The sequence below is a fragment of the Streptococcus oralis subsp. tigurinus genome, from assembly GCF_002093545.1.
Taxonomy (GTDB): domain Bacteria; phylum Bacillota; class Bacilli; order Lactobacillales; family Streptococcaceae; genus Streptococcus; species Streptococcus oralis_C.
In genome coordinates this window covers 1-16,256 of the sequence record NZ_LNVF01000013.1, presented here as the reverse complement: position 1 = coordinate 16,256, position 16,256 = coordinate 1, and the positions used below count along the sequence as shown (strand labels likewise).

The 16,256-nt window shown below is 36.4% G+C and carries 30 protein-coding genes and 1 pseudogene; 3 read left to right on the top strand and 28 right to left on the bottom strand.

The features are described from left to right. Nucleotides 1-33: 33 nt before the first annotated feature. From ATE34_RS09990 to ATE34_RS09880, 28 genes and pseudogenes are all read right to left on the bottom strand, one after another. On the bottom strand, nucleotides 34-444 hold the full coding sequence (locus ATE34_RS09990; RefSeq protein WP_084852920.1) for a hypothetical protein: 411 nt from the start codon (nucleotides 442-444) through the stop codon (nucleotides 34-36). Continuing rightward, the gene (locus tag ATE34_RS09985) at nucleotides 414-1,091 is read right to left on the bottom strand and encodes a DUF4417 domain-containing protein (RefSeq protein ID WP_084911947.1); all 678 of its coding nucleotides are present in this window, start codon (nucleotides 1,089-1,091) and stop codon (nucleotides 414-416) included. Before ATE34_RS09985 ends, ATE34_RS09990 begins: the two co-directional genes overlap by 31 nt. Nucleotides 1,092-1,157: 66 nt before the next feature. After that, nucleotides 1,158-1,538 carry a hypothetical protein gene (locus ATE34_RS09980; RefSeq protein WP_084911945.1) on the bottom strand — a complete coding sequence of 127 codons (381 nt, stop codon included), beginning with the start codon at nucleotides 1,536-1,538 and terminating at the stop codon, nucleotides 1,158-1,160. After that, a complete protein-coding gene (locus ATE34_RS11160; RefSeq protein ID WP_160116769.1) occupies nucleotides 1,538-1,687 on the bottom strand; it encodes a hypothetical protein in 150 nt (49 codons plus the stop codon). Before ATE34_RS11160 ends, ATE34_RS09980 begins: the two co-directional genes overlap by 1 nt. Continuing rightward, nucleotides 1,687-1,899 (bottom strand): hypothetical protein, encoded by a 213-nt coding sequence (locus tag ATE34_RS09975; RefSeq protein WP_084911944.1) that lies wholly within the window; start codon nucleotides 1,897-1,899, stop codon nucleotides 1,687-1,689. Before ATE34_RS09975 ends, ATE34_RS11160 begins: the two co-directional genes overlap by 1 nt. Then, nucleotides 1,899-2,486: a DUF1642 domain-containing protein gene (locus ATE34_RS09970; RefSeq protein WP_084911942.1), complete on the bottom strand. Its 588-nt coding sequence runs from the start codon at nucleotides 2,484-2,486 to the stop codon at nucleotides 1,899-1,901. The genes ATE34_RS09975 and ATE34_RS09970 overlap by 1 nt, the downstream gene beginning before the upstream one ends. After that, nucleotides 2,479-2,889 (bottom strand): RusA family crossover junction endodeoxyribonuclease, encoded by a 411-nt coding sequence (locus ATE34_RS09965; RefSeq protein WP_044812492.1) that lies wholly within the window; start codon nucleotides 2,887-2,889, stop codon nucleotides 2,479-2,481. Before ATE34_RS09965 ends, ATE34_RS09970 begins: the two co-directional genes overlap by 8 nt. Before the next feature lie 17 nt (nucleotides 2,890-2,906). Beyond that, nucleotides 2,907-3,581, bottom strand: coding sequence for a DNA methyltransferase (locus tag ATE34_RS09960; protein ID WP_084911941.1), 675 nt, complete (start codon nucleotides 3,579-3,581; stop codon nucleotides 2,907-2,909). Further along, entirely contained in the window at nucleotides 3,581-3,925 is a 345-nt protein-coding gene (locus ATE34_RS09955) for a DUF1372 family protein (protein WP_084911939.1), read from the bottom strand. Before ATE34_RS09955 ends, ATE34_RS09960 begins: the two co-directional genes overlap by 1 nt. Before the next feature lies 1 nt (nucleotide 3,926). Continuing rightward, on the bottom strand, nucleotides 3,927-4,103 hold the full coding sequence (locus ATE34_RS11155; RefSeq protein WP_174226584.1) for a hypothetical protein: 177 nt from the start codon (nucleotides 4,101-4,103) through the stop codon (nucleotides 3,927-3,929). Next, nucleotides 4,104-4,475: a hypothetical protein gene (locus ATE34_RS09950; protein WP_084911938.1), complete on the bottom strand. Its 372-nt coding sequence runs from the start codon at nucleotides 4,473-4,475 to the stop codon at nucleotides 4,104-4,106. A gap of 14 nt (nucleotides 4,476-4,489) precedes the next feature. Further along, nucleotides 4,490-5,227, bottom strand: coding sequence for a hypothetical protein (locus ATE34_RS09945; RefSeq protein ID WP_084911936.1), 738 nt, complete (start codon nucleotides 5,225-5,227; stop codon nucleotides 4,490-4,492). 1 nt (nucleotide 5,228) lies between these two features. Then, complete coding sequence (locus tag ATE34_RS09940; RefSeq protein WP_050125373.1) at nucleotides 5,229-5,663, bottom strand: hypothetical protein; 435 nt, start codon at nucleotides 5,661-5,663, stop codon at nucleotides 5,229-5,231. A 14-nt stretch (nucleotides 5,664-5,677) separates the two neighbouring features. Continuing rightward, nucleotides 5,678-6,427 (bottom strand): DNA-methyltransferase, encoded by a 750-nt coding sequence (locus tag ATE34_RS09935; RefSeq protein WP_084868815.1) that lies wholly within the window; start codon nucleotides 6,425-6,427, stop codon nucleotides 5,678-5,680. 10 nt (nucleotides 6,428-6,437) lie between these two features. Next, nucleotides 6,438-6,857 carry a helix-turn-helix domain-containing protein gene (locus tag ATE34_RS09930; RefSeq protein WP_084911935.1) on the bottom strand — a complete coding sequence of 140 codons (420 nt, stop codon included), beginning with the start codon at nucleotides 6,855-6,857 and terminating at the stop codon, nucleotides 6,438-6,440. Then, entirely contained in the window at nucleotides 6,854-7,057 is a 204-nt protein-coding gene (locus ATE34_RS09925; protein ID WP_000161128.1) for a hypothetical protein, read from the bottom strand. The genes ATE34_RS09930 and ATE34_RS09925 overlap by 4 nt, the downstream gene beginning before the upstream one ends. Next, nucleotides 7,044-7,836 (bottom strand): annotated as a pseudogene (locus tag ATE34_RS09920) (DNA methyltransferase). Before ATE34_RS09920 ends, ATE34_RS09925 begins: the two are co-directional and overlap by 14 nt. Nucleotides 7,837-7,849: 13 nt before the next feature. After that, entirely contained in the window at nucleotides 7,850-8,134 is a 285-nt protein-coding gene (locus tag ATE34_RS09915; protein WP_054366579.1) for a hypothetical protein, read from the bottom strand. Nucleotides 8,135-8,147: 13 nt separating this feature from the next. Further along, nucleotides 8,148-8,693 (bottom strand): single-stranded DNA-binding protein, encoded by a 546-nt coding sequence (gene ssb / locus ATE34_RS09910; protein WP_084911933.1) that lies wholly within the window; start codon nucleotides 8,691-8,693, stop codon nucleotides 8,148-8,150. After that, the gene (locus tag ATE34_RS11150; protein WP_180382699.1) at nucleotides 8,683-8,835 is read right to left on the bottom strand and encodes a hypothetical protein; all 153 of its coding nucleotides are present in this window, start codon (nucleotides 8,833-8,835) and stop codon (nucleotides 8,683-8,685) included. The genes ssb and ATE34_RS11150 overlap by 11 nt, the downstream gene beginning before the upstream one ends. Then, the gene (locus tag ATE34_RS11145) at nucleotides 8,832-9,002 is read right to left on the bottom strand and encodes a hypothetical protein (protein WP_003039074.1); all 171 of its coding nucleotides are present in this window, start codon (nucleotides 9,000-9,002) and stop codon (nucleotides 8,832-8,834) included. The genes ATE34_RS11150 and ATE34_RS11145 overlap by 4 nt, the downstream gene beginning before the upstream one ends. After that, nucleotides 8,999-9,541, bottom strand: coding sequence for a MazG-like family protein (locus tag ATE34_RS09905; protein ID WP_084911932.1), 543 nt, complete (start codon nucleotides 9,539-9,541; stop codon nucleotides 8,999-9,001). Before ATE34_RS09905 ends, ATE34_RS11145 begins: the two co-directional genes overlap by 4 nt. A gap of 158 nt (nucleotides 9,542-9,699) precedes the next feature. Further along, nucleotides 9,700-10,689, bottom strand: a complete 990-nt coding sequence (locus ATE34_RS09900; protein ID WP_084911930.1) for a DUF1351 domain-containing protein — start codon at nucleotides 10,687-10,689, stop codon at nucleotides 9,700-9,702. 3 nt (nucleotides 10,690-10,692) lie between these two features. Continuing rightward, a complete protein-coding gene (locus tag ATE34_RS09895; RefSeq protein WP_084911929.1) occupies nucleotides 10,693-11,388 on the bottom strand; it encodes an ERF family protein in 696 nt (231 codons plus the stop codon). Between the two features lie 5 nt (nucleotides 11,389-11,393). Further along, nucleotides 11,394-11,846 (bottom strand): hypothetical protein, encoded by a 453-nt coding sequence (locus ATE34_RS09890; protein WP_084911927.1) that lies wholly within the window; start codon nucleotides 11,844-11,846, stop codon nucleotides 11,394-11,396. Between the two features lie 265 nt (nucleotides 11,847-12,111). Continuing rightward, nucleotides 12,112-12,441 (bottom strand): hypothetical protein, encoded by a 330-nt coding sequence (locus tag ATE34_RS09885; RefSeq protein WP_003039199.1) that lies wholly within the window; start codon nucleotides 12,439-12,441, stop codon nucleotides 12,112-12,114. 42 nt (nucleotides 12,442-12,483) lie between these two features. After that, on the bottom strand, nucleotides 12,484-12,630 hold the full coding sequence (locus ATE34_RS11140; RefSeq protein WP_003039176.1) for a BOW99_gp33 family protein: 147 nt from the start codon (nucleotides 12,628-12,630) through the stop codon (nucleotides 12,484-12,486). 268 nt (nucleotides 12,631-12,898) lie between these two features. Beyond that, nucleotides 12,899-13,117: a helix-turn-helix domain-containing protein gene (locus tag ATE34_RS09880; RefSeq protein ID WP_003038957.1), complete on the bottom strand. Its 219-nt coding sequence runs from the start codon at nucleotides 13,115-13,117 to the stop codon at nucleotides 12,899-12,901. Between the two features lie 248 nt (nucleotides 13,118-13,365). Between ATE34_RS09880 and ATE34_RS09875 the strand changes: the two genes are divergently transcribed. From ATE34_RS09875 to ATE34_RS09865, 3 genes are all read left to right on the top strand, one after another. Continuing rightward, nucleotides 13,366-14,079 (top strand): helix-turn-helix domain-containing protein, encoded by a 714-nt coding sequence (locus ATE34_RS09875; RefSeq protein WP_078728762.1) that lies wholly within the window; start codon nucleotides 13,366-13,368, stop codon nucleotides 14,077-14,079. 10 nt (nucleotides 14,080-14,089) lie between these two features. Next, complete coding sequence (locus tag ATE34_RS09870; protein ID WP_084911926.1) at nucleotides 14,090-14,638, top strand: hypothetical protein; 549 nt, start codon at nucleotides 14,090-14,092, stop codon at nucleotides 14,636-14,638. 143 nt (nucleotides 14,639-14,781) lie between these two features. Further along, on the top strand, nucleotides 14,782-16,221 hold the full coding sequence (locus ATE34_RS09865; RefSeq protein ID WP_084911924.1) for a recombinase family protein: 1,440 nt from the start codon (nucleotides 14,782-14,784) through the stop codon (nucleotides 16,219-16,221). The last annotated feature ends 35 nt before the right edge of the window (nucleotides 16,222-16,256 follow it).

The window sequence follows — 16,256 nt, the reverse complement described above, 5'->3', positions numbered from 1 at the left end:
GAATCTCCTCCATCAAGGCGTAATCCCTATATACTACTCCCTACGTTTCTTAATGTGATTATACCACTCTTTTTTGACTTTTTCAACAAGTTTACGCTCTTTTGGTGTCAAATTGGTTGCTCCCTTTTTGCTTTTCTCATGTTCTGCATGATTATAGCCGTGATGAGCATGTGGTTTCATACCTTTATGCACATGATCTAAGTCAATTTGCTTATTACGCTTATTTTTTGTATCAAAATAAACAATACTCTTGGGTGTGTTTTTGTTCTTGTCAATAAGTACGTAAACTCTACCTTTTGTCATCGTTTCCATTGGAGTCTTTTGTGACCCTTGCTCGTTTTGAGTAACAAATTTTATATTACCCACTTTATGTACAGTCTTATATTCTGTCCCATACTTTTTGTCTTTATCACTCATTCCAGAGCTTGCTCCTCTACCGCCCATTTGTCCATCCTTTCTGTCGTTTCATTCCCGAAATAAACTACCTCGATCCCTTTATAATCATAATCAACTTTGCCACCATATACCAAAATACGCTTTGGCGCTATCTTTTCAATCATGGCATCTACTCCATCTTTCCACAATTCAAAGCGCTCTTTGCGTTGTTTTATGCCTACTGTACTGATGGCCACTGTGCTATGTTTCGGTAAACCATCAAAACAAAAATCATGGCTTTCTTTGTTTGCCCACGATACAGTGGGTATAACTGTATAGCCCCAATTCTGCATCATTTGGCCTATCAATCTTGAGCGATAAGTATTCCAAACCTGCATAGCTATTGGCATGTCTGTGTATAGGCTAAAATCCGGTGTGAGTACACAATCAAAATCAGCTAATTTCTCTAGGTAAAAGTCTGGGCGTTTCCAAATCCTTTCAAACTGATAATCATCTAGGAAAAAATGTACGGTAGCCGAGTAGTCAGGTTTGTTCAAAACATAGTTAAATCCCTGTAACTTTTTAGGAATATGATCAACTGGTTCAAGGATTGGCAAGTTATATTTACCATCTGTGCGCGTGGCATCATAATCCAACAAATTATACTGGTTAATAGTATTCTGTCTGTGATATGGTTTTGTTGTCAGATTGTCCATATTATCCTCCTAATAAAAAACCTATGTACCTTGATTATAGATACATAGGATAGGGTATTTTTACGGTTATTTAGATAGGGGGATGTGCTTGTAAGTTGAAACAAAATACTTATCAAACCATTTGTTGATGTAAGTGTATGCCGGGCTAGGACTTAGATATAAAATTTTTTGACACGCGCCGATCACATTGATATTTTCAAATACATAGACCTCTTTTATCGTTTTTAACATCTTTCTATCTGATTTCTCGATATATTCATCTGTTACAGTTTTCAGATTTACCAAAAATACAGACTGCTCAATGTTATTATCTAAAAATGCCTCATGTATCTTTTGCTCCAAGATTGTTTTTTGAGGATTTTTCTTATCTCTCAAAAAATACCACTTTAACCAATTGATTTCCCTGCGATGGATAACTGACAAGCGCTCTATTTTCTTCTTCGTCATCAGTCATGTATCACCCCCTCATCATCGGGTTTCAAAATAATTCCATCTACTTTTGAAACCCTACTACCCCTTATTTTTATTTTTAAATCATGCCCGTTCGCAATATGTTCAAGATCGTTCTTAGATAAGAATATTTCAAGCATACTCATCACTCAACCTCCTCATCTTCGTAAAAATCAACTTTTGCAAAGTTTTTCGGATTGATAGTGATAAATCTTTCTTCTGGTTCAATCTGGTGTAGTTGAATACAACATATACGCCCAAAATTAATATCCTCTATGCGGTTTAATATATACTTACAACTCTCTTTTACTTTAATAGTTTCATCAAAGTATGGATTTTTTAATACTATCTTTGCCATCACTCTACCTCCTGAACTTTCCATCCAAGGATATTTGCGATCTCTTGGGCTTCTTCCTTTGTATCGAATTTCTTGACATACTCCATCGTACCAGGTTGTTCATCTACTAGTATGACAATTTCAATATCTTCTTGACATTTTTTAAAATACAAATGATTCCCATCTGTAATTACATACTTTGTTTCCTGAATATCGTAGTCGTCAAGCCACGCTCGAGCGAATATTTCTTGATTTTCTGCATTCGCCAACCATTCGATGGACTCGTCAGATAACCCATTTGCTTCCCATACACTGGGCTGCAATGCAAAAGATAAACTTACAGCAAAAGACTTAAATGTTTTACATTTTCTAATCCAATCCGCTACAGACTGCGGTATTGTGACTTTAATTTTGGATTTATCGACGATGTCGTCTGTAATATAAATATCATTGTTGGGTACATTGAGAATTTGCCCGTATCCCAATCTAACAACATTTTCAACGCACTTGTTCTCATCCACATCAAAACCGACTATTTTCCCTTTCAAGAAAACTTCATCCCCTATAAAAAAGTTAAAGCGTGGTGTTTCAATTAGATCTTTATTCATTTTCCACCTCTTCTATATCAAACTCTAATCTATAATGCCCTTTTTCCTCACTTAATCCACCATAAACAAAGGATAACTTTTTGATAACCTTATGATTATCATCTGTCCAAATACCTGCATCAGTCATGCCATCAATGATAGCCTTGACTGTTGGATATAAATTAGGTGGATCTAATTTAGACTTAGTAGGGCTGTAAATTGTAACTGTAACCTCACAAGGGTTAGAGGGGCTAAAAGCAGCCCTCCCTTTATCCTTGTTCATTGATGTATGCCAATAAGCAAAAGCTCTAATGCGCTTAGTAACTTTAGCTTTATCTGTTTGATGTTGCCTGTCATTACTGTTGATAACCATGTTTAGAGATTTTAGCTTAGTATTTCGAGGCAAAGAAAATTCAAATTTCATCCAAAGCTCCTAATTCCTTAGAACAATTTTATTTGTGATTTATAGCTGTTTAGCCTGGCCATTGATAACTCATATATGTGTTTATCTTTTTCAAAACCAATATACTCAAAGCCTAACTCATGAAAAGCAATTAAACTACTTGCTGAGCCAACATGAGTATCAAGTATTTTATCGCCTTCTTTTGCGTAGTTTCGCAATAACCAAAGGTAAAGGTTGACTGGTTTTTGAGTCGGATGAATTCTAACCTCATTCAATGCCTTATTTCCTTGCTGAATATGACCTTCAGATATTGACTTGCCTTGCATCATACCATTCCACATATAGCGAAATAAGCGCGTGCTATCATGCAAACTGCAGTATGCTAGCTCGCAATCTGAAAAACTTGACTGACCATTAACTTTGTCCCAAACGATACGTCCAGAGCCAAAAGAATAGTCGAAATAATTCACTCCCCAAATGATTTGATTTTTTGAAACTCTAAATAACTCATCAAAATAATCTCTGTTTGGAATTTGCCACTCTGAGGTTTCGCCATAAAGCCTATTGACGCCAATCGGACTGACTTTCCGACCATAGTATTTTCTTTTTTCTGGCCCGGAAAAATATGGTGGATCTACAATAGCTAAATCAAAATAGTTATCTGGAAAATTCTTCATTCCCTGCAAACAATCTTGATTTAAAAAATCACTCATTACTTAATACCTCTCTGTTTTAAGAATTTTGGTACATCGTCACCAATATCAAGAGCATCATATTGCCCTTTAGTAACAAGAAACTTGCCATAAGCTCCGATAGTAACCGTATAATGACCATCAACAATAGCTTTATCTGTGACTGTTCCGATAAGCTCACCACCGGCATTGTCAACTTGATAAATAATGACTGGTTTTCTTTTTTTCAATTCATCCACTTGTTGCTCCAGCTTGACCACCTGCGGTTTATAGTGATTTTTGGAGATTATCAAACCTAGATTTAGCATTGATAAAGACAAGGCTGCAAGTGCAAAAAATAGACCAACTCGATTTTTATTTTTCATGTCATGTCTCCAAAATCTTTATCACTGTGTAAATCAAAGCAATAGCATAAGCATCAAAGATAAACCAAACCACCTTGTCCGCTTTTCCTTTTTTGTAGGTTTTGTGCCCAGCAACGAAAATCAGAATAGCAAGGAGCAAGCAAGCACTGATAACCATCAATTTCAGAAACAAGACCATCTAATTACCACCTAACTCTTCAACAACTTTACTTACAGCTGCTAAAATCTGTTCTTTTACTTTGGTGTCCTTGATATCATCAATCCCCTCAACTTTCCCAGTTTCTACATTGATAGCGATTGAACCAACTAAAGAGCTATCTTCCTCATCAGATTCACTAAGCACTTCTTTAACACTCTTACCATCTAGGATATCCAACAAATCATGACTAATATTGTGCATAATATTAGCTGCTTCAAATTTACTCGCATTCCTTTCCAAAAGATAGTAGAGCATTCCCTTTTTACCAGCATCATGTAATGCCTCAGCGAACTCTTTCAAGTTCTCTACGATAGTTTCAGCTGATACCGTGTTTTTAGTTTCTTTAGTCATTGTCTTTTCCCCTCTTATGCTAATACTGTGATATGTTTTTGGTCTGCTAGTTGCTCTTTTAGATAGGCTGCAATATTTCCTACTGCATCAGCTACCCAACGCTTACCATCTGCCTCAAATAAAGCCATATTTGCTTGCTTATCAATCCTAAAGACAAATAGGCTTGCTGGTTGTTCGACCTCGCTAAATGTACGATATGGGCGCAATGTAACTGGGTTAGGTGTTTTCCCTTTAGCAAGACTTGCCACTCCTGTTTTAACTGTTGCTACTTGATATACTCCGGTATCTTCAATTTCAGCCCCATTCTCAATTTTCAATGCGCTAGCAAATTCTAGCAATGTGCCACGATCGTTATCGTCAATAAAGTTTGATTGCAACATGATATTGAACTGTTCCGATGATAGGAAACGGCCAAAAGATAACTCTGGGATGCGTGCCTTAACATCAACAAGCAATGTGCGATGTTCGAGCTCATCATTTTCAGACCAAACGCACACCTCGTCGTTTTTCTCAACTGCTACAATCAAGCGTTGGTTTTTCAAATTGTTTAGGTCTGTTTTGAGATAGTCAACAAGGCTTGTCAAGGTTGATAGCTCCAGAGTTTTAGGATAGCGTTTAGGATCAAGTTCTTTGAGGTTGAATTTATTGGCATCATAATACTCTGTGCCATCTGCAGCTGTTAAAATTTCTAATCCACACTCATTTAGTTCTACTGCGTATTCCAATGCTGATTTAAGATTTTCTGTTGTCATATTAGTTACCTACTTTCTTTTTGTTGAAATCAATAATATCTTGTTTTGTTTCTGCTTGTTGTTCAATTTCTGCTACTGGTTGCCCAATATCAGTAAGGATTTCCCCATTTTCGTCAAAGTACATTTGACCAGGTACTGTACTTTTCAGCTCGTTAGCGTGTACTTGTCCTGTGTCAAAATCACGCCCAACAAGAATTGTTGTAGCTACTCCATTTTGAGGCGCAAATTTTGATTTTACCTCCATGATAGTATCAACCACTGTACGCTCTTCGTTAGCTGACATCGTAAGCGTGATAGTCACTTTTCGTTTTGCTTTCGCATCTGTATTTAGGTCAAGGATGTTATCAAAGACTTTTTCAAGCTCTTTGTCTAGTTTCTCCTGTAATCCTCCATCTGCAATGTGGGTTAGGTCTAACCCAATAAGTTTTTTATCCATATTGTCCTCCTGCTTTAAATTAAGCTAATTTGAAATGACGATAGCATTTTCTCTTGTGCAGCCTTATAGAAATCTTTCTTAATTTCAAATCCATAGGCTGACCTATTCATCTCAATAGCAGCCCTTAGAGTTGATCCAGAACCTGCTACGGGATCAATGACAACATCGCCCTCATCTGTAAAAATTTCAATCAATCGTTTCAAAACTGGTATCGGTTTTTGCGTAGGGTGGATAACTGGGTAAGAGCTATCTTTTTCCCACGGGGCATGATTGAGTATCATAGCCCCACCATTGTTAAATTTAGGGAGTTTATCACGATATAATACCGTTGCCTCTTCAACCGCACCAACAATTTTCATATTGGCCTTTAGCACTTGAGGGCTTGATTTCTTTGTGAAATAGAGCGGATAAGCATTATTAAAACCATGCTTTTTACCACATTCTATAATCATGTCTCGCTGTTGCCAGGCATGAAAGACAATCATAGCAGGCGCTTTCCCTTTTTCTTTTGGCTCTTTTTTAAGCAAACGGCTGCAAAAGTCAAAGAAATTATTGATTTTGAAATCATTATCTGTATCAAAAAATGATTTCCCTGCTAATCTGCTCTCTCCGTTTTTGTTATCGCCATCTTTGTACCATCTAGGGTCAGAGGCGTATGCATTATTTCCTAAATTGTAAGGAATATCAGCAATGATAAGTTGCGCCCTCGGTATGTTGTATCGCTTAGCATTTTCAAAGTGGTCATTGATAAGTTCAAATTTCATCACAACCTCCCTACTTCAAAAGTTTTTGTAACTGCTTTAAGCGATCTTGACTATCTAACAACTCCAGATAGGTTTTTTGGCTGATCAATACATATCCTGTCAGGTCATGACCTAGTAAAGTATCATCAACAAATAGCTCCATTTGCTCGGTTGGGGCGTCAAAGTGAGACTCTGCATCTGTATCCTTTTTCTTTTTCGTAAAGGTATTAGCAATAACCTCAATTTCTGACTCGTTGCTTAAAAATGATGATACTTGAGTATTTAGAGCATCGGCAAATGCCTCGATTTCCTCAATTGTTGGAGTTGTAACATTTCTCTCAATGTCACTTACTCGATTTTGACTAATGCCAACCATAGGGGCAAGATCATACTGAGTAAGCTCTGCCTCTTTACGGATAGCACGCATTTTAGCGCCATCAAATACTTTCATCTAAACACCTCCCCTCCATCTGAGTACCATTTGTTTTTAAGTACATGACGTGCAATCTCACATTGCACTTGTGGTTTCTGATAATAATCCACTTTTGCCTTGTGCTTTTTGATGGCTTGCATAGTGTGAATTGTAACAATCGCTGCCCATGTGATAGACATCAAAGTTGTAAGTACCATAACGATTTCAATTTTTGTCATTTTTTTCTGTTTCCTTTTCAAATTGGTTTAGTACTGTCTGAAATATATTCAAAAGTAACTTTTGAGGTATATTAGACCGTTCATTATACGATTTAGAAAAATTACCCCATTCAATTTCTGCTGGATTTATATCATTGTTGAGATTTAGAAATAGATTGCTTGCAAATTTGGTCGGTTTTTGCAAAGGGTAATCATAGTTGTTGTACCTTGTTGGGTTTTTATAGGGCAATGGAAAGCCTATAATAGTTTCTATATACTTCCATAGTCTCCCTGTTGCTGGGTTTTCAATTATCCAATACTTAGGCTGATACCTCTTTATGATTTCAATGGTATTAAAGGCGCATAGCTCACCGTTAACACGTTTCATAAATTGCCTATCATAGCGATAATTATTGTACGCATCCTCATAGTCTTTGTTCGCTCGAATAGTAAATATACTAGGTGGTATTTGAGGTTCAAATAGACTATCTGATAAATCTTCCCGTTTCCAACAAGCGTTGCCATTTGTCATCGCACTAGCATTTGACCAACTTTCACAAGGTGGACTTGCTATGATTAAATCTGGATGTGGTAGCTTGTCAAGCGTATCAAATAGCTTATTATCGCCAAATAGCCGTGAGTAATCAGCAAGGTTTAGGGGGATAAAATGATTGTTCTTGTTTTCAATATCTATCCCAATCGGATATACTTCAATATTCGCCCCCCCCCGAACTATTAAGCGTGTTGATAGCTTTAGTATATGAGCCGTTACCACTATCAAACAACGCCCATACTATCATTTTCTGCACTATATCACCCTCTCATCTTATTTCTGATAGTGAAAGAGTGTTTAGGTGGTGAATCCTCAAAGGCATCTTGAAACTCTTGATTGATTTTGCGGATATTGAAAGGCTCGACGGCATGGAAATAATAACCATGTTCATCAATTTCCCCCTCGATACCAGTTGCCCACGACAAGAAAACAGCTTGTTTACACGATGGGCAAGTAATAGCCTTGCGATGCGCTCCTACCTTAACCACTTTACAGTGTCCACAAAATGGGCATTGTAAGTCGACTTTAACTTTGATAAATTCCATTCAGCACCTCTTTCTAAAACGGCAAATCATCATCACTGATATCCAATGGGTTTGTCGGTCTGCCAAATGGATTGTTATCACGGGTGAAATCAGGAACTGGATTTGTTGTGTTCCCCTCAAAGAAACTACCTTGTTGTCCGTAACTATTTCCATTTTGGAAAGAACTGCCCTGGTTGCTGTAACCCTGTTGTTGATAACCGCCATGATGATCTTGATGGCCTTGATTATTTTGCTGACTGTTACGACTTTCTAGCAATTGGAAATTACTAGCAACAACCTCTGTGACATAAACACGTTGGCCTTGTTGATTGTCATAGCTACGTGTTTGAATTACTCCTGTAACTCCGATAAGAGAGCCTTTTTTAGCCCAATTAGCAAGATTTTCAGCTGACTGTCTCCAGATAACACAATTGATAAAATCAGCATCACGCTCTCCAGCCTCGTTCTTAAACGGACGATTTACAGCAAGAGTAAATGTAGCAACCGCAATATTAGATTGCGTGTATCTCAGTTCGGCATCTCTTGTAAGTCGCCCTACTAAAACAACGTTATTTATCATTGATTGTACCTCTCTTAGTTTTTAAGTCGGTTGATGCAATCAAAACAAGAAGCATCCACCATCCAGAATTAAAATGAATAGTAAGGTATAAGGAGGTAGCAAGTACCGATAGATTATAGATTAGCCATGCTAAAGCTGTCATGCTGAAACCTCCTCTACTTCTGATACCTTGATTTCATTTGAACCAAATTTTAATAAGCCGGCGTATCGTTTCACAAACTCAATAGCAGCCATAAATGAATTTTCTGCATTGATTTCTGACCCCAAATCAAGATCTGCAATTTTACCGCTGACATAAAAACATCTCATAGGTCTGACTCCTTAACAAACACACCATCCACCATCTTTCCTTGACGGTCTTTGATTTCATTCCATGCCAATTCAAGGCACTCTGTCAAAGTCAAGTCAAATTTCTTAGCAACAAACATCAGATAAATAGCAATGTTACGACTACTTAACTGAATTTGAGTGCGTGCGTTAATGCGATTTGTATTAGTTGAAGCATCAACCAAACCACGCGCAATCAACCCAATTTCATTAGCAATGTGCAAGTACAGTAACTCTACTGACCACTGATCTACATAATGAAAGTTATGCTGTCCGTTCTCATCTGGATTGAGAGACAAATGGATTTTAGAAAAGTTCATCTGTTGAGCTAGGATAGTCAAGACAACCATCATATCGCCAACGCTATCAGCTATCTTTTCCTTATCCTTTCGTACTGTCGCACCATTGAGCTCCCCCCACTCCTCATTAAGTTTGAGCATTTGAGATAATGGGCTTGCTTTGTCAAGCTCCTTAGCTGTTGACCAACCTTTTACATTTTCAATCAGTTCATTAAATTTCATTGTGCATACCTCCTGTTGCAATATTCACGTTCTAAGCTATCTAGCCCCACTTTTAAATACTCGATAGAGTAGATAGCAAGGCTTTTCTTTTCAATTTGTGAGAGAGGCCTGTTAGCCTCCTCAAACTCTAAAATAAGTTGATACTTTCTAAATTCCACCTAACCCTCCAAAGTTTCAAAGCTGATAAAGTTATCCTCAAGCCATTCTTTCAACTGATTAAGCTGAGATTTTCCACCGTGCAATGTCAAACGCAAGCTAATTGTTAAAGGCTCGCTAGGCTCAAATTTTGGCACTTCTCGCATGTTGTTTTGTGGTTCTGGTGTAATTGTACCCTGTTCCAAAATCTCGCCTGTTTCAGCATCGTAAGCCTTGATATTCGCATTTGCATTTTCTTTGGCCAATTGTTCAATCTCTGCAAGTCGTTCAGCTTCTGCTTTTGCTTGGATTTCTTTCTGCTCTTTGCGTGCAATCTCAGCATCACGATCAATTTTCATCATCTTGAAAATATCAACAAGACTCTTACCATCTTCAAGATGTCTGATATAGCTGTCAGCTGGCAAATCGTACTCTTGAGCTAGCTCTTGGATAGCTTGCTTGTTGGCCTTGTATTCTTCCAGGGCATCAAATTCTGAAAGCACCAAGGCATCCATTTCATCAAGTGTTGTCTTTTTCAGTTCGTACTTGCCTGTTTTAAAATATTTCTTGAGGCTGTACTCATCGTATTTGTCAGCGAATGTGGATTTTTCAATCCCTGCGACCATACACTTATCCTCAAAGGTAGCTCGGACAGCATCCACGCGCATCAATCGTTCATGTTCATCAATTGCATTAAGTCCTGCTGTGATGTTTGCAATGACATTATCCAATGGCTCAACTGTTTTCTTGTACCACTTCTCAAATTCCTTGTATGGATTATTGATATTGTTTTTGATTTCCTTACGCCGAGTTTCCAACGCCTCTTTTAATTTATTTAGGCGTGTACGCTCATCATAATCAATCTTGTAAGTGGATGCAGTCACCTCATAATTTGTGTACTGTGCAACGATTGCTGCAAGTTGTTTCTCCACGCTATCATAATCAACATTGATTACTGCAGGTTGAAAATCTACTTTGATTTCTGTTAAGCTATTAGTTACATCTTTTACCATGTCTTATACTCCTTGTTTTTCGTATGCTTTTTGAATTTGTTTAGTGAGATATTCCATCACTATGTTATAGCCATCAACTGGCACTTTGTGGAAATCGTCTATTTGGTACTTGCTCAATACAAAATTTGCAACTGTATCAAATGGCGCTCCCTTAATAGTCGCAAACTCCTCAACGTTCTTGATGATTTCTTGATACTGAATGTTGTCAATGTACCTTACTTGATTTTGTTCTTGGGCTTGCTGGTTGTTTGGTTTCTGTTGCTGATTATTCTGCCCTTGCTCTTGGCTTTCTTCTACCGGATACTCATCGACATCCTCACCCCCAATAGCAAATAAACCTTGTAAGGCATATTTTCTAGCATAAGAACCAACCGCACCTGTCCATTGTGGATCTTGCATCTGTTTCACATCCCCTTTTTGTGTGTGAAAAATTGGTACATCTTCTTCTCTAGCCCATCCAATAGCTTTTTCAATCGTGCCATCACTTTCTCTTTTAGCAACAGCTACCGCTTTATAATACAGTTTGTCACCTTTTTGAATGATGTCATCTTCTGGAAATGATACACTCCAACCGCTATCCAAAGACTTAAATTTATTATTGATGTCCTCTGCGGTTCTAAACGGATATTTCACTCCCTGTTTCGTTTGTTTTTCGATTTGCATTTTTCGCTGTAATTCTGCAAATGTTAAATCTGCCATATCATCTATCCTCCAAGTCTGCTAAAAGGCACATCCCATGAATAGTTAGTAAAGTTTTCGTTTACAATATCCTTGATGATTTCACCTTTTGAAATTTCAATTTCCTGTGTAAATTCCATACCCATTTCAAAAGTGAAAATTTTAATATCAACATCAAACTTACTAGAAATTTCTGTGTAATTGTCAGCTGATGCTGCCCATGCTTGTTTGAAATCTTCAAGTTCGATAATCACAAAATCATCATCCAACCAAATTTCAATATCTTTACCAGAAATAAACGCACGCCTTGTACCGTTTATATAAAAATAATCATACTCATTTTTAAATCTTAGTAGAGTACCATCGTTTTCATCTTCAAGCGTTGCGCCTTTATTTCCTAATAGCATTTCTTTTAAAGCTGATGCAACGTTTTCGCGTCTGCCTCTTAATTTAAGAGTACCCTCTGCCCAATTTGGCATATTTCTTTCCTCCTGTAAAAACTCTGTAATTCCCTTATTTCTATAAGGATGAGTTTGTTATTTGTTAGTAGTTATTATTAGTTAGTGCCGTTAGGCTCAAGATTGTTGTTTTTTAGTGTGCGCTAGCACTGCGTTGTTATATATTGGTACTTGTTGTATAGTTAGTATTTATTAGTAGTGGAATTTTCAACTGTTGATTTTCTCAACTATTGAATAATTCAACTGTTGATTTTCTCAACTATTGAATAATTCAACTGTTGATTTTTCAGTAAGTTGAATTACCTTTACCTTTGGATAACTCTCTATCTAATATCTGTTTAAAATAATCTAAGTGACTATCCTTTATTGGTATATCTTGTGCGAAAACATAATTTTCAACACCTTTTTTATATCCTCTACTAAATCTTACAACTCGTATATATCCTGCCTCTTGTAATTCCTTGTAAGCTGCTTTATGAGCATCCCTACCATTAGTTGACCTTTTTTCAAGTTCGCTTATATAGATGCGCCAGTCATCCTTGTTGCTAAGGATTTCAGCAAGCAATCCCTTTGCTTGCAAGCTCAAATTAGTATCTTGCAAAAAAGCATTATTCAAAGAGGTATAGTTTTCATGGGTGTTGGTGAAATATGTATCTCATTAACCGTCAGCCTCCAATCTACGCTCATTTACTTTTCTAAAAAGCTCATATACTGGGTTATCATCAGGGATAACATATCCGGCAATACTGTCTCTTTTTGTTCCGTCTGCCATTGTGTGCGTTACTATGTAATGCTCTTTAACCATTTTCTTTCCTTTCTAGCAATTGCTAAAATTGCGAGAGTATCAATAATCGTTAAACCTACCAAACTATTAATTAAAATATCGCTTAATGGATAGTGTTTTCTTTGCCAATTATCGACTAATAGTTGTTGTGTACTGTTCAGTTCTTTCATTATGTGGTATAATTAAAGTAGTTATTTTTAACAAGCGCCTTACTTGGATTGCAGTCCGTAGGTGCTTTTTTTGTTCTTTTCACTTTATTCCTTTCTGTTGTGTTATTTTTGTCAACAACCTATGAAATTAAAATGGCATTTAAAACTGTTTTAGGATCAACTCCTAAGACGTCCGCAAACTCTGCCATTTCATCTGCTCCTATATTTCTAGGGTTTTTCTGTTTCTTATACAGAGCGCTCCGAGAAATATCTAAACGTTCAGCGATAACTTTACGCTTTAGCCCACTTTTATCAAGCAGTTTTTCAAAAGCATTTTTATCTGCTACTACTTTTTCCATAAATTACTCCTTTCTGTTTATCTTGAGTTTCCTTTTTGTCAACTCTACAATGTAATTCTATCCCTTTGTTTCTATTTTGTCAACACTTTTGTGTAAAAAAAGTCAACTTTTTTTCTTTTTGTATCTAAAAACCCTTTATATCAGCGTTTTCAGCTTATTTGTTTCTTTTTATTACTCGTTTTTGTTGACATTTTTGATACACTGAGTTATAATTGCACTATATAATAGATTAAAAAGGAGGTGGGATAATGAAAACTAAAATAGCCTTTCCTCAAATGCTAAACAAGTATAGATTGCAAAAAAATCTTACTATGGAGCAACTAGCTGAGGAAGTTGGCAAAACAAAATCTACTATTTCAAAATGGGAGGCTGGTACTCGCTCACCTAAAATATATGAAATAGAAGAAATAGCAAAATATTTTGGGGTTGAGCCTCAGACAATGATGTTTGGAGATACCTCAAAAATACAATGGCTTTACGACAAACTCGAACCTAGCAGGCAAGAAAATGTTATCACTTACGCAGAGAAACAACTAAATGAGCAGGAAAATAATGTTATCTCTATTTTCGATGATAGAAAAAGAGTCACTGCTTATGTTGAGGGTGTAGTTGCTGCTGGTCTAGGTAGCTATCAAGAGGAAAACTTACACATGGAAGTTGAACTTTTGGAAGAAGAAGTACCAGAAAAATACGATACTATCGCACAAGTTGTTGGGGATAGTATGGAGCCACTTATAGAAAACAACGACTTACTTTTTATCGATGTAAAAAGTCAAGTTGATGTTAACAGTATTGGGATTTTCCAAGTGAACGGAAAAAACTTTGTAAAAAAACTCAAGCGTGATTATGGTGGCGCTTGGTATTTACAAAGTCTTAACAATAATTATGAGGAAATTTATCTATCAGAAGACGATGACATCCGCACTATTGGGGAAGTGATCAGTATCTATAGGGAAAATTAAGGAGAATACTATGCAAAAACAAAAAGGGGGATGCTTGTCATCTCTTATCGCAATTATCCTGTTAGTCTGGGTTGCCAGCTTTTTTATCGGTGGCAATGATAGCACAAAAAATAACAGTAAAGAAACTGACAAAACAGAGCAGACTAGTACATCATCAAGTAAAGAAGAAACTAGCCAATCATCACAAGAAGTAAAAAACGATGGTAAAGATTATACAGAGGTTTCAAATACTGAGTTTGCATCCCATCTTACTACTGAAATCAATAATCAGTTAAGCGCTAGTGGATACCAGGTAACAGTTAAACCTGTTGGTAATAATGTTATCTATCTTTATGTACCTCAAGATGTTAAATATAACTCTAACAGTGAAATTCAAAAAATCGCTGATAGTTTATATAGCATCAAAGAAAGTACTTTCTCAAACTGGGCAATTGATAATGGATATGATCTAGGATTTACTAACTCACCTGATCTATACATCAAATCAGAAGATGATACAACACTTGCTGAAGAAAGTGGCATTGTAAATAAATCTATGAAAGTAAAAGTAAACAACTAAAATAAAAAAGCCCCTGCTCGCCTCGACCAAAATTTGAGCATGGGACTTAAACCAATTTGAAAAGCAACCTAAAACACTAAGGGTATAGGTCTTTTTTCTATACCCTATTTTACCATAAAACTTACAAAATAGGGAGGCTAACGATGAATAAAGTTGCTATTTATGTGCGCGTGAGTACAAAAGGACAAGCCGAAGAGGGTTATAGTATCGATGAGCAAATTGCATTGCTTACAAGCTACTGTAGCATACACAAATGGAAAATCCATGATACTTATGTTGATGCTGGTATCTCTGGAGCTACGATTGAAAGACCGGAATTAAGCAGACTATCGAGAGATGCCCAAAAGAAAAAATTTAATACCATGATTGTCTATGACTTAAAAAGGCTTGGGCGCTCGCAACGTAATAACATTTCATTTATTGAGGATGTACTAGAAAAAAACGGAATAGGCTTTATCAGCTTAACAGAAAACTTTGATACCTCAACCCCTCTAGGAAAAGCAATGGTTGGTATTCTGTCAGCCTTTGGGCAATTAGATAGGGATACTATTAGAGAACGTATGATGATGGGTAAGATTGGCCGTGCTAAGTCTGGTAAACCTATGATGACCAGTACTATTGCATTTGGTTATACTTATGATAAAGTTACTAGCTCACTTAATATCAACCAAGCAGAGGCTATTATTGTAAAAACTATCTTTAATGAGTACTTATCCGGTAGATCACTAACAAAATTAAGAGACTATCTTAATGAAAATGATTTGCTGAGAAATGGCAAACCTTGGAATTATCAAGGAGTTAGTAGGATTTTAAGAAATCCAGTTTATATGGGAATGGTTAGATTTAGAGGAGAAGTATATCAAGGTAATCATGATCCAATAATTGATAGTGAAACATTTGAGGCTGTGCAAAAAGAACTTAAAAAGAGACAACTTGAGACCTATGAATTTAACAAAAACACAAGGCCATTTAGGGCTAAATATATGCTATCAGGCATTATTAAATGTGGATACTGCGGTTCTCCAATGGGAGTAACTCTAGGAACTAAACGAAAAGATGGCACGCGCAATATACGCTACCAATGTGTAAATAGATTTCCAAGAACCACAAAAGGAATTACAGTATATAACAATGGCCAAAAATGTAACTCTGGCTTTTATGAAAAGGATGATATTGAAATATATGTACTAGGTCAAGTAAGACTCTTGCAACTGAATAAGGCTAAATTAAATAAAATGTTTGAAACTCCGGAAATAATAAATGTTGAGAAAATAGAAAACCAAATCAATAGCCTTAATAACAAAATGAAACGGCTTAATGACCTCTACCTAAACGATATGATTTCACTAGATGAGTTAAAAACCCAAACTTACACATTCCTAAAACAAAAAGACTTACTAGAAAATGAGCTTAATAATAACCCAGCTATCAACCAAGAAGAAAATCGAAAGCAATTCCAAAAATTATTAGGCACAAAGGACATCACTCAATTAAGCTATGAGGAGCAATCTTTTGCCATTAAAAACCTGATAGATAAGGTATTTGTTAAACCTGGCATCATTGATATAAATTGGAGAATTTAGGTCAGAAAAATAACAAATTTAGATACTCTTGTTTC